Origin of the sequence: Brevundimonas sp. SH203 (assembly GCF_002157625.1) — a bacterium.
Classification (GTDB): Bacteria; Pseudomonadota; Alphaproteobacteria; order Caulobacterales; family Caulobacteraceae; genus Brevundimonas.
Genome location: NZ_BDMM01000001.1, coordinates 14,147 through 28,123 on the forward strand (window position 1 = coordinate 14,147; position 13,977 = coordinate 28,123).

13 protein-coding genes are annotated in these 13,977 nt (G+C 66.8%); 9 read left to right on the forward strand and 4 right to left on the reverse strand.

Features of this window, described 5'->3' with window-relative positions; all coding sequences use genetic code 11:
- The 7 genes from SH203_RS00055 to SH203_RS00085 all read left to right on the forward strand — a co-directional run bounded on the left by SH203_RS00055 (position 1) and on the right by SH203_RS00085 (position 5,863).
- Entirely contained in the window at positions 1–1,425 is a 1,425-nt protein-coding gene (locus tag SH203_RS00055; RefSeq protein WP_087118854.1) for an efflux transporter outer membrane subunit, read from the forward strand.
- Positions 1,426–1,444: 19 nt separating this feature from the next.
- Positions 1,445–1,783 (forward strand): DUF3817 domain-containing protein, encoded by a 339-nt coding sequence (locus SH203_RS00060; protein ID WP_087118855.1) that lies wholly within the window; start codon positions 1,445–1,447, stop codon positions 1,781–1,783.
- Positions 1,784–1,849: 66 nt separating this feature from the next.
- Positions 1,850–3,079: an SEL1-like repeat protein gene (locus SH203_RS00065; RefSeq protein ID WP_159457508.1), complete on the forward strand. Its 1,230-nt coding sequence runs from the start codon at positions 1,850–1,852 to the stop codon at positions 3,077–3,079.
- Positions 3,076–4,296, forward strand: coding sequence for a hypothetical protein (locus tag SH203_RS00070; RefSeq protein ID WP_143275642.1), 1,221 nt, complete (start codon positions 3,076–3,078; stop codon positions 4,294–4,296). Before SH203_RS00065 ends, SH203_RS00070 begins: the two co-directional genes overlap by 4 nt.
- A 38-nt stretch (positions 4,297–4,334) precedes the next feature.
- Positions 4,335–4,484, forward strand: coding sequence for a DUF6980 family protein (locus SH203_RS15930; RefSeq protein ID WP_375600711.1), 150 nt, complete (start codon positions 4,335–4,337; stop codon positions 4,482–4,484).
- Positions 4,485–4,493: 9 nt separating this feature from the next.
- Entirely contained in the window at positions 4,494–4,676 is a 183-nt protein-coding gene (locus SH203_RS00080; protein WP_087118859.1) for a hypothetical protein, read from the forward strand.
- A gap of 254 nt (positions 4,677–4,930) precedes the next feature.
- Positions 4,931–5,863, forward strand: coding sequence for a hypothetical protein (locus tag SH203_RS00085; RefSeq protein ID WP_143275644.1), 933 nt, complete (start codon positions 4,931–4,933; stop codon positions 5,861–5,863).
- A gap of 118 nt (positions 5,864–5,981) precedes the next feature.
- On the opposite strand, the gene hfaB (SH203_RS00090) is transcribed toward SH203_RS00085, so the two are convergent.
- The 4 genes from hfaB (SH203_RS00090) to SH203_RS00105 form a co-directional block, all read right to left on the reverse strand.
- Entirely contained in the window at positions 5,982–7,076 is a 1,095-nt protein-coding gene (gene hfaB / locus SH203_RS00090) for a holdfast anchoring protein HfaB (RefSeq protein WP_159457509.1), read from the reverse strand.
- The gene (gene hfaB / locus SH203_RS00095) at positions 7,073–7,957 is read right to left on the reverse strand and encodes a holdfast anchoring protein HfaB (protein ID WP_087118861.1); all 885 of its coding nucleotides are present in this window, start codon (positions 7,955–7,957) and stop codon (positions 7,073–7,075) included. Before hfaB (SH203_RS00095) ends, hfaB (SH203_RS00090) begins: the two co-directional genes overlap by 4 nt.
- Complete coding sequence (hfaA, locus tag SH203_RS00100) at positions 7,954–8,385, reverse strand: holdfast anchoring protein HfaA (RefSeq protein ID WP_087118862.1); 432 nt, start codon at positions 8,383–8,385, stop codon at positions 7,954–7,956. Before hfaA ends, hfaB (SH203_RS00095) begins: the two co-directional genes overlap by 4 nt.
- Positions 8,386–8,489: 104 nt before the next feature.
- Positions 8,490–9,104, reverse strand: coding sequence for a hypothetical protein (locus SH203_RS00105; protein ID WP_087118863.1), 615 nt, complete (start codon positions 9,102–9,104; stop codon positions 8,490–8,492).
- Between the two features lie 345 nt (positions 9,105–9,449).
- On the opposite strand from SH203_RS00105, the gene SH203_RS00110 reads away from it, so the two are divergent.
- Positions 9,450–10,607, forward strand: a complete 1,158-nt coding sequence (locus SH203_RS00110; RefSeq protein WP_087118864.1) for a hypothetical protein — start codon at positions 9,450–9,452, stop codon at positions 10,605–10,607.
- A gap of 292 nt (positions 10,608–10,899) precedes the next feature.
- The gene (locus tag SH203_RS00115; RefSeq protein ID WP_234989315.1) at positions 10,900–13,878 is read left to right on the forward strand and encodes a TonB-dependent receptor domain-containing protein; all 2,979 of its coding nucleotides are present in this window, start codon (positions 10,900–10,902) and stop codon (positions 13,876–13,878) included.
- Positions 13,879–13,977 lie beyond the last annotated feature (99 nt).

The window sequence follows — 13,977 nt, forward strand, 5'->3', positions numbered from 1 at the left end:
ATGAAAGCGCCAACGACCCTGGCCGTGATCGCGACGGTCCTGTCCGCCGCCGCGTGCCAGACGACGCCGAAAACGCCTGCGAATGATGTGGTGGCGGCCCGCTATCCGCTGGCTTCGCCCGCTGACGCAACCAATGCGGCGGATGCGGCCTGGCAGGACGTGCTGCGGGACGGGCGGCTTCAGCGTCTGGTCTCGCTGGCCCTGGTCGACAGTCGCGATCTGCGTCTCGCCGTGCTGGACGCCGAGGAGGCCCGCGCCCAGTTGCGGGTGCGGCGCGCCGATCAGCTTCCGCAGGTGGACTCCAATGCGGACATGACGCGCGGACGGGCCAGCGCCAACAGCGCGCAGGGCGCCGGGGCGACGACCCAGTCGCAGTATTCGGCCGGACTGGCGCTGACCGCGTTCGAACTCGATCTGTTCGGCCGCCTGCGCGCCCAGTCGCGCAGCGCCTTCGAAACCTGGCTGGCCGCCGAGGAAGGCCGCGACGCCGCCCGCATCGTGGTGATCTCCACGGTCGCCGAGGCCTATCTGGCCGAACGCGCGGCGGACGAGCGGCTGCGCCTGACCGAGGCCACGCTACAGGACTGGCAGGCGTCGCTGCGTCTGGCCGAGCAGTTGCGCGCGGCGGGCCAGAGCAGCGGTCTGGAGGTGGCGCAGGCCGAGGGCCAGGTCAGGACGGCCGAGGCGGACCGCGAGGCCGCGATCCGGGCGCGACAGGTGGCCGAGAACGCCCTGGTCCTGGCCGTCGGCGCGCCCCTGCCGACCGATCTGCCCGCGCCGATGCTGCTGGAAGACCGTCCGGTGCTGACCGAGCTTCCGGCCGGGGTTCCCGCCGAACTGCTGGAACGCCGTCCCGACATTCGCCAGGCGGAACATCAGTTGGCGGCGGCCAACGCCGATGTCACGGCGGCGCGCGCGGCCTTCTTCCCGCGCATCTCGCTCACCGGCCTGCTGGGCTTCACCAGCGGCGATCTGGGAGACCTGTTCAAGGGGGCCAGCGACACCTGGTCGTTCACGCCCCGGATCACCCTGCCCATCTTCCAGGGCGGCCGCCTGAAGGGCGAGTTCGACATTGCGGAGATCCGCAGCGACAAGGCCGTCGCCGCCTATGAAAAGACGGTGCAGACGGCCTTCCGCGAGGTGGCGGACGGACTGGCGGCGCGCGCCACCTTTGCGCGCCAGATCGACGCCCAGGACGGCGCCGTGACGGCCGCCAAGCGGCGTTCCGACCTGTCGGACCTGCGGTTCCGCGCCGGAGTCGACAGTCGGCTGGAGTTGCTGGACGCCCAGCGCCAGCTCTATGCGGCCCGACTGGCCCTGGTCGATCTGCGCGCGGCCCAGGCCAGCGCCAGCGTCCAGCTCTATCGCGCGCTCGGCGGCGGCGTCGCCGGACAGGCCGCTCCCCGCCAGGCGGCCGCGATGTGATGGAAAAGGACTGTTCGACATGATGGGCGTGTTTCGCATTGTGGCGCTGATCGAAGGCGTGACGACGATCCTGCTGTTCTTCGTCGCCATGCCTCTGAAATATCTGGCGGGCTATCCCGCCCTGATTCCGACCACGGGCATGGCGCATGGCGTGGCCTTCATCGCCTATCTGCTGGCGATGGCGCCGGCCCTGATCGTCAGCCGCGCGAGCGTCGTGGGATGGCTGCGAACCACCCTGGCGGCCTTCGTTCCCCTCGGCACCTTCGTCAATGACGGCTATCTGAGGCGACTGGGCGGACAGGGCGGGGCGGCGCCTTTGACGAGACGCTCCCGGCGACGCCGCCGATCTGGCGGCTGACGACAATCGTCAGACGACGTGTCCGTTTGACCGGCTCATCCTGCCCGCCATCGGGAGGACGAGATGATGACGATGCGATTGGGACTGGCGTGCGGACTGGCGTTGGCGCTCGGCGTCGGGGCGGCGGTGGCCGATCCGCAGAGCGATGAGGCGAACCGTCAACGGCAGATGGCCACGATGCGCCAGGAGGCGGCGCGGGCCGATCAGGCCAGCGCTGATCGCAGTCTGGCCCAGCAACAGAACACCGCCACCGCCGCCCGCCAGGGGCCAAACTCCGGGATGGCGGCAGGGAGCGGATCATCGACGGCGGCGCCGAACTGGGCCGGCGGGGCGAGCGGCCCCGGCGGCGGCCCGCAGAGCGTGGTCGACAGCTACACCTTCACCTTCAGGGTCGAGGAAACGACGGCGCAGATGCTGGCGCGCCTGAACGCCGCCGCGCAGAACGGCGACGGGGGCGCCGCCTATAATCTGGCGCGGATCTATTACACCGGCTTCGAGGGGGCGCCGCGCGACGATGCGGCGGCGCGTCGCTTCTTCGGTCAGGCCGCGCGACTGGGGCACGCCAGAAGCCAGGCCAACTACGGATTCTTTCTGAAGGAGGGCATCGGCGGGGCCGCGGACGCCGCCGAGGGGCAGCGGTGGTTGAAGAGGGCCGCGGACGCGGGCGACAGCTTCGGTCAGGCGCAATACGCCTTCGGCCTGTGGTCCGATCAGCCCGAGGTCGCCGTGCCGCTTCTGATCGCGGCCGCCGATGCGGGCGAGATGACCGCCCAGGCGTTTCTCGGGACGCTCTATGTCATGGGCCATACCGTGCCCCAGGACGACGCGCGGGCGGTGCGATACCTGAAGGCCGCCGCCGAGCAGGGCGAGCCGGGATCACAGGGACTGCTGGCCGGGCTCTATCTCTCGGGGCGCGGCGGCGGGACGGAGGCCGAAGGCTATCGCCTGCTGAAACAGGGCGCCGAGGGCGGCGATGCGGACTCCATGCGGAACTACGGCCTGTTGCTGGTTCAGGGGCGCGGCTATCCCAAGGACGAGGCGGCCGGGGCGGCCATCGTGAGAAAAGGCGCCGTCAGGGGCGACGCGAAGGCGCAGAAGCTGCTTGGCGACCTCTATAACGAAGGGCTGGGCGTGCCCGAGCGAGAGGAAGACGCGATCTATTGGTGGAACCGCGCCGCCGAGGCCGGCGACGCCGAGGCGGTCGCAGCCATGGCCGACGTTCGCGCCGGGGGCTTTGCGATCGGGCGTCCGCCGGTCGACGGCGTCGGCGAAACCGCATCGGGGCGAGGCAAGTGAGCGTCCACATCGGGGGACGGATGTCGCGGCGGGGCGGGGTCGGCCTGGGACTGTCGCTTCTTCTCGGGGCCTGGACGGAACTGCCCAAGGACGTGGCCCAGGCGGTTCAGCGGTCGCTGGCGGAGATGCAGGAACCGAACGATCCCGCCGCCGTGGCGCGGCTGGCGTCCAGAACATCCGTCAGCCCTTCGGGAGACGACTGGGTCATCGACTACGAAAAGACCGGCGATACGGGATGGTGCGGATCGGGCGGATGCACCAGGGAGCTTTGGGTCGCGCGGGAAGGGTGGCACATCCTGGCCTTCAGCGAACAGGTTCAGGACTGGCGCCTGACACCCGGTTCTCCCGCCGTCCTGGACATCGACATTCACGGCGCCAACTGCGACGCGACGGCCTCCGATCCGTGCCTGCGCCGCTTCGCCTGGAATGAGGCGACGGGGCGGTTGGAGGAGGCGTTCAACCGGGAGGGCGAGGGCTATCTGATCGGGCCTTTGTTCCAGCCGGTCGAGCCCGAACCCTATCCGGCAGCGGTTCAGGCCGAGATCGACCGGCGAGAGGCGCTGTGCCATGCCGCCGGAGGTCAGGTCGATGGGGCAGACTATCCGGCGGTCACAAGCCCCGATCTGAACGGCGACGGCCGACGAGACTGGATCGTCGGCTCCCGATATATCGGATGCCATTCGCCGGTGGACGAGGCGCTCGCCATGCCTGTGCTGGGCGTCACCGTGATCGTCAGCGTCGATGACGGCTGGACGACGGCCCTGACGGAGCAGAACCCGAACTATGTCGTCGAACTGGGGCTGAACGCGCCTGCTCAATTCGGCCTACGGGACGAGGCCTTGTGTCAGAACGCGCCGGCTTGTCCGACACGCTATTTCGCCTGGGATGCGACCAGCAGGACGCTTCAGGATCGTCACGAGACGCGGTGGTCGCCGCGACGCATCGTCAATGCGGAAACCTGGCTGGACTGTCTTGCGGCCGGTCGAGCCGTCGCTCGGGAATATGCGGGGAAACGGGGCGGCGCCGACCTCGACAGGTCTCGCGCGGTTCAAGGCGGGCTGCTGCAGGACTACGCCGCAAAATACGACGCGGTTAAGCCCAGACTGTCTTCGGCCGATGAAACGGATCGAAAGTTGGCGTTCGCCCGCCGCTACGACGAGCCGCAAGAACTGGAGGCCGCGAGATGGCGAAACGACCTGTGCGTCACCCTGTTGTGACCCGTCCGCCGACCGGCTTGGGGACCACCGCCGATCATATGGCGCAGCATCCCCAGAACAATTGGGGGACGGTTCGGTACGATGCGCGCTTCGACCACTATTGGGTGGAAGCGGGGGGCGCCAGGCAACAGCTGTTCTTCTGCCCGTGGTGCGGCGTCAGCCTGCCCGTCTCCCAACGCGACCGCTGATTCGACGCTTTGGAGGCGCAATGGATCGACCCGAACACCGATTCCATTCCCGACGCCTATCGCACCGGCGCCTGGCGCGGGGAAGCGGACGGGCCGCCCGTCGAAAAGCAATGGGGCGCGATCGAGGGCCAATATTTCGATCTGTTCGAGGGGGAGGCGGAGTCCGATTCCGCCGATCTCGACACGGGCTGATCGCCACGGCGGGGAACATGGCGCCGGTCGCATGTCCCAATACAAGTCACGCGGTCATGTGGCGTGTCGCAAGCTGGGCCGTTGCCGGCGGCGGGCGTTAACGCTGATTTCGAAGGGCAAGGCGGGGCGGCGGGACGAGGAGAGTTTTTCGCACCAGTCTTGGTTAAGGCCTGAACGCCCCGCCAAGCGGGACCGTTCTTGCACTCCTGTCCGTGTCCGTCACTTCCGACGGTCGAATACAGGGGCTTGTTTCCATGATTAGTAAAACTCACGCGGTCGGATTGGCGACCGCCGCCGTCGTGGCCGCCATGGCGTCGGTCGCATCGGCTCAGTCCAATGTGACATCCAACCAGAAGAACACGGCCAATGTCCGCGCCCAGTTGAACGCCGTCGTCAACGACGTGAACGGCAATGTCTCGCAGACCGCCGCGGCGATCAGCAACTCGGCGACGCTGAGCGGCGGCGGGCCGGTCACGGTTCGCAACGTCCAGGACAGCTGGGGTTCGACCAGCGCGACCCTGTCCAGCACGGTCGGAAACGTGAACGGCGACGTCGCCGCCACGGCCGCCGCCCTGGGCAACTCCGCGACCGTCACCCTGGACGGCAATGTCGTGTCCAAGGTCACGAACGCCCAATACACCCATCGCGGTCAGTTCGTGGCCACGACCGACCTGAAGGCGGCGAACATCGAAGGCGCCGTCACCGGCACGGCGGCCTCCATCGCCAACTCGTTCACCGCGACGGGCGAGGGCGCGCTAAACGTGTCGAACGCCCAGTATTTCAACGGCGACTCGCGCGCCGTCCTGAACGCTGCGGTGCGCGACGTGTCGGACAAGGTCAACCTGACCTCGGCCGCCCTGGCCAACTCGGCCACCATCGACCTGCAGCACGCGGGCAAGGGCACGGTCTCCAACACCCAGATGTCGGGCTACGACCCCACGGCGACCCTGAACGCCACGGTGTCGAACGTGGACGACGCCGTGTCGACGACGGCGGCGGCCATTTCCAACTCGCTGACCGTCAACACCGGCGCCAACACCATGCTGGCGGCGACCTCGGTGCAGAACAACACGGCGCTGACGCAGGCCATGGCTACCGTGTCGATCCGCAACGTCGACTCTGCATCGCTGACGGCGGCGGCCATCGGCAACTCGGCCACGATTACTCGCGTGACCAACGGTCTGTGATCCTGGACGGCGCGGGACGTGACGACGTCCCGCGCCATTCTCGGCCATACGAAAAAAAAAGCCCGCCGCGATGATCGCGGCGGGCTTCTTCATGGGGGGAAGGCGACGAGGGCGCCGATCAGCCGCCGGTGGTGGTTCCGCGAACGGCCGAGGCCGGGGCGGCGCGCCAGTTGGACGGGTCCAGCACCCAGCGCGCGGGCGGGCCGACCGGGGGGCGCGGCGGGGAGGGCGGCGCCTGAACCGCCTGAGCGGCCGGGGGCGCCTGGGGCGTCGGTTGCGGCGTGGGGACCGGCTGGGCCGCCTGGACCAGGGCGGCGGCGGTGCGACGGGCCAGCAGGCTTTCGCCATGCGACGCGATCTCGGCGTCCGGCAGGCAGCGGTCGCGCGGCACGGCGTAGAGATCGGCGACGAAGTCGTAGAGGCCGCGTTCGATTGCGGTGCGAACCGCGAACTGGATCGGCTCCATCCCGGCGGTCCCGGCCGACAGGTCGAAGATGTTGCCGTTCAGGAAGTCGAACACCCCCACGCGGATTTCCCGCCCGACCAGCTGTTTCTGATACGAGGCCGTGGCGACCACCTCCTGCGACTGTGTGTCCACCAGGCGCAGGTCGATGGCGATGTTCATGACATAGCCGCTGTTGGTCAGGCTGCCCTTGACCCCGCTGGCCTCCAGACCGCCGGCCGCGACATCGGCGCCCGAGGATCGGAGATTGTAGTTCAGCTCGGTCACGCCGCCGACGACATAATAGCGCGAGCCGGCGATCTGACCGGCGTAGATGGCGCGGAAATTCTCGGGGCTCTGGCCGGCCGCCTGGGGCGTGTCGGACAGAAGGTGGGCCTGGGCGTACTGGCGCTCGACCTCAGACACGCCGCGATCCTGACGCTCCACCGTCGGCACACCGGCCTTGGTCAGGGCGGTGACGGCGAACAGGGAGGCGCCCTGGCTGATCTTTCGCCCCGTCTCCAGGTCGTTGCGGCCGGTCAGATCGGCGATGTCGCCCACCGCCAGACGCGGCGCGGCGCGGCCGGCCGTCTGGGCCGCCGCCGCCAGGCACCGCAGGGGCGCGGAATAGGCGGTGTCGTTGCCGGTCGCCGGGGCGCCGCCGATGGGCTTGGCGTAAAGTCCGGTCTCGGGGTCGAAATGGGTGGATGCGCACCCGGCCAGGCCGACGGCGGCGATCAGGGACGCCTGCAGGACCGGGCGTAATCTCACGAGGCGGCTCCGGCCGTCATGGCGTAGGTCTGGACGGCGTCGGGGTCGTCGGCCGGCAGGCAACTGGCCTGGCCGCCCGGCGTCTGAATCCCGGCCAGCAGTTCGAACACGCCGCGTTCGACCACGGTGCGAACCGCCGCCTGGATCGGCTCCATCGCCCCGTTGCCGGCCGTGCCGACTCCGCCGACCGACCCCAGCGCGCCGGTCAGACCAAGACTGCGATCCACGCCGATCACCTGTTTCTGAAAACTGACGCTGTTCACGACTTCCTGCGAGCGCGTATCGACCAGCCGAAGGTCCACCGCCACGTTCATCACATACTGCGACGCTTGCGCCAAGCCGCGAAGACCGGTCGCCTTGGCGGCCCCGGCCTGTGCGCTGACGCCCGAGGAGGCGATATTGTAGTTCAGTTCGGTGATCCCGCCGACCAGATAGTAGCGCGAACCCGCGATCTGGCCGGCGTAGATGGCGCGGAAATTCTCGGGGTCCTGCCCGGCGCGTTCCGGCGCATCGGACAGCAGATGCTGGCGGGCGTAGTTCAGTTCGATCTCGGCGACGGTGTTGTCCAGACGCTCCACCACCGGCGCGCCCGCGCGGCCCAGGGCGGTGATGGCGAACAGGGCCGCGCCCTGGGAGGCGCGGGCGCCGGTTTGCAGATCGACGCGGCCGGTCATGTCCGAAATCCGGCCCACCGCGATCCGGGGCGCGGCGCCGCCGACCCAGGCGTCACGACGCGCCAGACAGGTCAGGGCCGCCGAATAGGGGGAGGGGTTGGCGGTCGCCGGCGCGCCTCGGATCGGCTCGACATTGGCCCGCGTCTGCGCCGAGGCGGCGCCGGCGAGCGAGGCCAGCGCCAGACCCAGGATGACGGCGCGCCTCACGATCCCGGCTTCCGCGAATTGGCGCTGATGTCGCCGTTGTTGGTCTGGCTGCTGTTCAGCACGACCGTATTGCCGTGGCCGATGATGGAGACATTGACCAGATTGCCGACGGCGGTGGAGGTGTTGCTGTCGTTCAAGGCCGCCGCGCCGCTGTCGAAATAGGCGGCGCCCGACAGGGTGTTGGAGCCGGCGCTGGAATAGTTGACGGGGGCGTTGGGCTGACCGTTCATGATGACGCCGTTGGCGACCAGCCGATTGCCGTTGGCGTCGCGCGTCACCGGGTTGAAGGTCCGGCTGGCGACGGACCCGGCCCGTCCGTATCCCGCCTCCATCGACGCCGCGCCGGCGGATTCCGAGGACGACTGCGCCCACGCCTGGCCACAGGGGGCGAGGATCAGAAGGGCGAGCAGGACGGGCGTCTTCATCATGGCGCGGATCGTTTCGAAGAGGGGCGGGAAAGGGGCGACCCGGGCGGGGCCGCAAGGACGACAGGGCCGGCGACGGCGTTCAGGATCGCCGGCCCTTCGCGGTCTTAGAAGCCTGTGACCGTCAGGCTGTTGCCGATGGCGGCGGCCGTGTTGGTCACGGCGCCCGACACGTCGCGCACGGTGGTCGAGGCGACGGCCGACACGCCGGCGGTGTTGCTCTGCGACGAGTTCAGCGAACCGAAGCGCGAGTCGATGGTGGCCGAGTTGCTGATGGCCGCCGCCGTTGCGGACACGGCGCCGGACACGTCCGTGACCGTGGCGTTCAGCGTGGCGGACGGATCGTTATAGGCGACCTGGGTGCTGTTGATGGCGCCGCCCCAGTCCGACGTCTTGATGGTCGCCGAGTTGGCGATGGCGGCCGAGGTCGCCGAGACGTCCTTGGACACGTCGTTGATGGTGGCGTTCAGCTGCGAGGACGCGCCGCCCCAGGCGTTCTGGTTGTTGTTGATTGAGACGGCCGTGCCGCCGTCGATGGTCACGCTGTTCGAGATGGCGGCGGCGGTGGCCGACACCGAATTGTTCACGCCCGAGACCGTGGCGTTCAGTTGCGAACGAACGGAGGCGTTGTTCGACTGGTTCGAAGTGGCGCTTTGCGCCTGGGCGGAACCGGCCGCGACGGCGACCAGCAGGGCGGACAGGGTAAGGACTTTGATTTTCACGAGACTTCTCCAAACAGCCCGGTCGTCGGGCGGTTTTGAGAATGCAAAAAGCGTAGCCATTACAATAATTAACGGGCGTAAACCGTGTCCGTTCAGCCTCTTGCCGCCGGGACGGCTCCAGACGCCCGGCGCCGTTGGATGACGAACCGTCACAGCGTTAACGGGCGAACGCGGTTTTCGTCGGAGGCGGCGGTTTCGGCGCCGGTTTGGGCTTTGGCGATGTCGCATTTCTGAACCCCGTGTCCCGGTCTGGGTCACGGTCGGCGGACAGCGCCGTGCAGGATTTTCAGATCGGGGCGCCAAGTTAAGCCATTAGTCATCATTGGCGCCGCAAAAGGCTGGTCCATGATCGATCGCGCGGTTCGCAGTCTGGAACATCTGAGGGGGTCCGCCTCCACTGCTCGGGTGTTGAACCTGCTGGGTGTGTGGGAGGAACACGGCGACAGCGGTCCGGACGGCGCCGTGCGGACGCCCGAATGGGCGACCTATCCGATATTTCGCACCCGCGCCCTCAACCGCGCCCTGATCATCAAGCACCGGCTGCGCCGCAACGAGACGGACCTGTTCACCGGCCGCCGCCAGGTGGCCACCAAGGTCGTCGTGCCGATCGACGATCGGGAGCTGAAGACCGGCGGCCGCTATGTCTTCGTCAATCAGATCGGCTTCGAACGGGTGCTGCTGGCGGCGTTCGGCGTCGCCGCCAATCACCCCGACGTCGAGACGCTGCGTCTGATCGACAAGCTGCCGTCGCTCGATCCCTTTCTGCTGCGCGAACAGCTTCGGCGCGGCGGGCTGGACCCGGCCGCCTGCTATTTCTCGATCAGCGAGAGCGATCTGCAGCGGATGCAGGCCTTCGTGCGGAACGAGATCGAACCCCTGGTCACGCTCAGCCTGGGCGAGGACACCATCGCCGTGGCCTCGGATTCCGCGTCCCGCATGGCGGCCAAGATCCTGTCCAACACGCCCGGCGACCAGCTGGACGCCCTGCGGCTGACGCTGCGCCTGCAGCCGGAGCAGTATCAGGAGGGCGTCTTCTGCTGGAAAGGCTTCCTCTATTACAAATGGACGCTGGCGGCCCTGATGGGGGACGTGGCCAAGGTCGGCGAGGCCGTTCGCACCATTCAACCCGTCGGCAAGGCCGATCGCGCCGCCAAGGAATATCTGGCGCGCAGCCGCGACGTGCTGCGCGGGCGGATCATCAAGACCTGCGACGAGGTCAGCCGCACCCTGCGGGTCTATGACGACGCCTACGCCAAACTGACCCAGGAGGGGCAGCCCACCGCCTTCCGCGACTTCCTGCTGGACGCGCCGTCGATGTTCGCCAAGCTGGGCGACCAACTCGGGGCGGTCCAGCACATCGTCAGCTACTGGCGTTTCCGCTTCGGCCCGGGCGCCTCGCCGGTCAATGTCGAGGAGCTGATGGACATCTTCATGGATTTCGAAACCGGCCTCCTGGGCCGAGACGAGGCCACGGAATCCATTCCCCGTCCCGTAACGGCCTAAGATGGTTTGACCTGAGCGCGGCGCCTGATCTGCGAACGCATTGCGCCGCCAGGGCTATAAGGCGTCGTTCCGTGCGCGATATCGCACTGCAACATCGGATAATGGAATAATCGACTGGGCGGCGGCGTCGCGCCAGATTGGTGCAAGCTTGACGACCTAATGGTGACTGTGTCGCGACAGGTTTGTCGCAGGCGCGTCGGGGAAAGGGCGTGCCGGCGCACAGGCCCTGTCTGGCGAGGAGCAATCGCATCGGCCGAGGGCCGGTCTGGGGGACACTGTGACGACGCGTGGAATGATGACTTCCGTTTTGGCGCTGGCCATGAGCGCGGGGGCAGGCGGGGCCTGGGCCCAGACGGCCGCTCCGGTCCAGACGACGGCCTCGGCGCAAACCTCGGTCCAGGCGCAAGCCGAACACAAGTCGAAGGATGCGCCGGCTTCGTCGGATGCGACCGAACTGACGTCGGTCGAGGTCACGGGCAGCCGCCTGCAGAATGGCGACCAGACCTCTCGCGTGGTGGTGATCACCAAGGAAGAGATCGAGGCGCGGGGCGTGACCAGCGTCGAGGAGCTGGTTCGCACCCTGCCGCAGAATGTCGCCACCATCGGGGCGATCACCAATGAGCGGGGGCGTGGGCCTCTGACGGGGCGAGGCGCAAGCTCTGTGTCGCAGATCGGATCGCTGGGCGTGTCGGCGGCGAACCTTGGCGGGCTGGGCGCCGGCAATACGCTGATCCTGGTCAACGGTCGTCGGGTTGCGGGGGCGGCGGGCATCGAAGACGGTTTCGCCAATCTGAACGGCGTGCCGCTGAGCGCCATTGACCGCGTCGAGATCACCTATGGCGGCGCGTCCGCCATCTATGGCGCGGACGCCATCGGCGGGGTGATCAACTTCATCCTGAAGAAGGATTTCGTCGGCTCGACCCTGACGGTCCAGCATGAAGTGTCGTCCAACGACGCGGACAACAGCCGGATCAGCCTCTATTCGGGCTACTCCTGGGGCTCGGGCAATGTTTCGGGTTCGGTCAGCTACGCGCGGCGCAAACCCGTCAACAACTACAAGAGCGGATACACGACCGAAAACTATTCCAGCTACTACGGCGGCGACACGGCGTTCGATACGCGCTCGTTCAGCCGAGGGCTGCAGCCGGGCGTTATCGACGTGTCGACGTATGAAATGGACCCCGACACCTTCGATTTCTATCTGGTGCCCCAAGGCATGACGGTTCGGCCGGGCCTGGTCGGTCGCCCCAGTATGAGCGACTTCATCACCGTCGGCGCGGAAGCCCTGCCCGACGTGGTGCCGGAGTTCGCCGGTCCCGAGTCGGACACGCTGGGCCTGACCTTCAACTTCGAGCAGAAGCTGACCAGCCGTCTGACCTTCTTCGGCAATGTCCTCTACAACAAGATCAAGAGCGAACAGGATATCCGCTATAGTGAAGGCTTGAGGATTCAGCTGGCGCCCGGCCAGGCTTACAATCCATTCTCTGCCTATTACTTCAATCCATTCACGGCGGGGCCGCAGGTCGCTTATAATCCGGCGGCGGAAGTCGCGGCTGGCGAATTGCCCGTGGGACGGATTTCGAACACGAACGAGCAGCTGAACCTGAACGCCGGGCTGAGCTACCAGCTGAATACGGACACCAAGCTGGAACTGCTGTACACCAAGTCCAGTTCGAAGACTTCGGGGCAGTCGCCGACCCTGGGATCTGTCGTTGACTTCATTCGCGATGACACATCGCCGAACGGCGTCAGCTGCTACAACTTCCAGCTTGCGCAGAACCAGCTCAACGGCGTCGACCGCGATATGCTGCAGAAGGTCTTTGACCGTCAGTGCCTCGTCCTGACCAGTTCGGACCCGACGCAGGCGTTCAATCCCTGGAAATCGACCGCGAACGGGGGCGGCACCAGCGTCGCCGACTTCTACTATGTTCCGGTCCTGGAAAACCGGGAGTCGTCGATGGAGAATTGGGAGGTCCGGGCGACCGGATCGGCCTTCAACCTGCCCGGCGGAAAAATCTTCTACGCTGTCGGCGCTGAGTTGACGAAGGATGGTACGAGCAGCCCGGAGGTGCAGGTTCGTACTCTTGCCCCCGTTACCAGCGATCAGCACGCCTATTTCGGGGAGATCAATATTCCTGTCTTCGGCGACACGTTCAACTTCCCGGGCGCACGCTCGCTGCTGTTGAACTTCGCCGCCCGACGCGACAGCTTCACGACCGAAGGGCCGGTCGGCACGGTGGATAATATTCCGATCACGCAAGGCGGCACGCTGATCTACGCGACCAACACCTTCGAGCGGACCACGCCGGCGGCGGGCCTGCGGTGGGAGCCGTTCGACGGCTTGGCGGTTCGCGCGCGCTGGACCAAGGGGTTCAAGGCTCCGCCCTATACACAGCTGTTCGATCCGACTGGCGGGCTGAGCTATACGACCCGCATCTACAACGATCCGCTCTACACCTGCACCACGGACTGCCTCTATCCTGGGTCGAACAGCTACGATGTTCGTCAGATCTTCGCGCCGAACCCCGATTTGAAGCCGCAAATCTCCAACCAGGTGACTTATGGCTTCACTTGGCGGCCCAAGGGGATGCTGAACGGCCTGACCCTGGACGTGGCGTACAACAAGACCGAGATCGACAGCGAATACGCCCAGCTGCGCGAACTGCCGTCGCTGTTGCCGCAGTCGGAAATCATGAAGATCGCGTCCTTCTATCCGCGCGACGCGAACGGCAAAATCATCGAAGTCCGCAACATGCCGTTCAACATCGTGGGGTCCAAGTATTCCTCGATCAGCTATGAACTGAGCTATCTTTGGATCACAGACTACGGAACCTTCGAACCGAAGATCAACGTCCTGGATAATCTGGTGGCCCAGCGTCAGGGCTTCCCCAATCGCGATCCGATTTCCACGATCGGCACATTGCAGGGGCAGGACGACTATCGCGTCACCGCCTCGATGGGTTGGTATTACCACGACATCAATGCGTATCTGTGGGCCTATTACATTCCCAAATATGTCAACGATTACGAGATCTACCGGGCGGCGGGCGTCAATATCTACGAAAACCGCGTGATCCCCGTCGATGATATGCTGACGATCGATTTCACGGCGGGATGGCGCGTCAGCAACGATGTGCGCCTGAACTTCGCGGGCCGAAACATCCTCGACCAGAAGCCGCCGTTCGTGGTGGTCGAGGGGCGGCCCTACGATACGGCGCGCTACAATGCGGCGGGCCGGACCTTCTCGCTGGAGCTTCAGTATTCCTTCTGACGCGACCGGGGCGCGCCTCGGCGAGGCGCGCCTTCGGGATTGGCGGTCGGTCGGTAAAAGGCCCTAAGGTGTTTCGGGCCGCGACGCCCGTGGCCGTCC

What these genes read in the sequence shown, in the direction of transcription:
- hfaA (WP_087118862.1), bottom strand. Translation starts at nt 8,385, where the DNA reads ATGATGAAGACGCCCGTCCTGCTCGCCCTTCTGATCCTCGCCCCCTGT.
- SH203_RS00110 (WP_087118864.1), top strand. Translation starts at nt 9,450, where the DNA reads ATGATCGATCGCGCGGTTCGCAGTCTGGAACATCTGAGGGGGTCCGCC.
- SH203_RS00115 (WP_234989315.1), top strand. Translation starts at nt 10,900, where the DNA reads ATGATGACTTCCGTTTTGGCGCTGGCCATGAGCGCGGGGGCAGGCGGG.
- SH203_RS00065 (WP_159457508.1), top strand. Translation starts at nt 1,850, where the DNA reads ATGACGATGCGATTGGGACTGGCGTGCGGACTGGCGTTGGCGCTCGGC.
- SH203_RS00055 (WP_087118854.1), top strand. Translation starts at nt 1, where the DNA reads ATGAAAGCGCCAACGACCCTGGCCGTGATCGCGACGGTCCTGTCCGCC.
- SH203_RS00085 (WP_143275644.1), top strand. Translation starts at nt 4,931, where the DNA reads ATGATTAGTAAAACTCACGCGGTCGGATTGGCGACCGCCGCCGTCGTG.
- SH203_RS15930 (WP_375600711.1), top strand. Translation starts at nt 4,335, where the DNA reads ATGGCGCAGCATCCCCAGAACAATTGGGGGACGGTTCGGTACGATGCG.
- SH203_RS00060 (WP_087118855.1), top strand. Translation starts at nt 1,445, where the DNA reads ATGATGGGCGTGTTTCGCATTGTGGCGCTGATCGAAGGCGTGACGACG.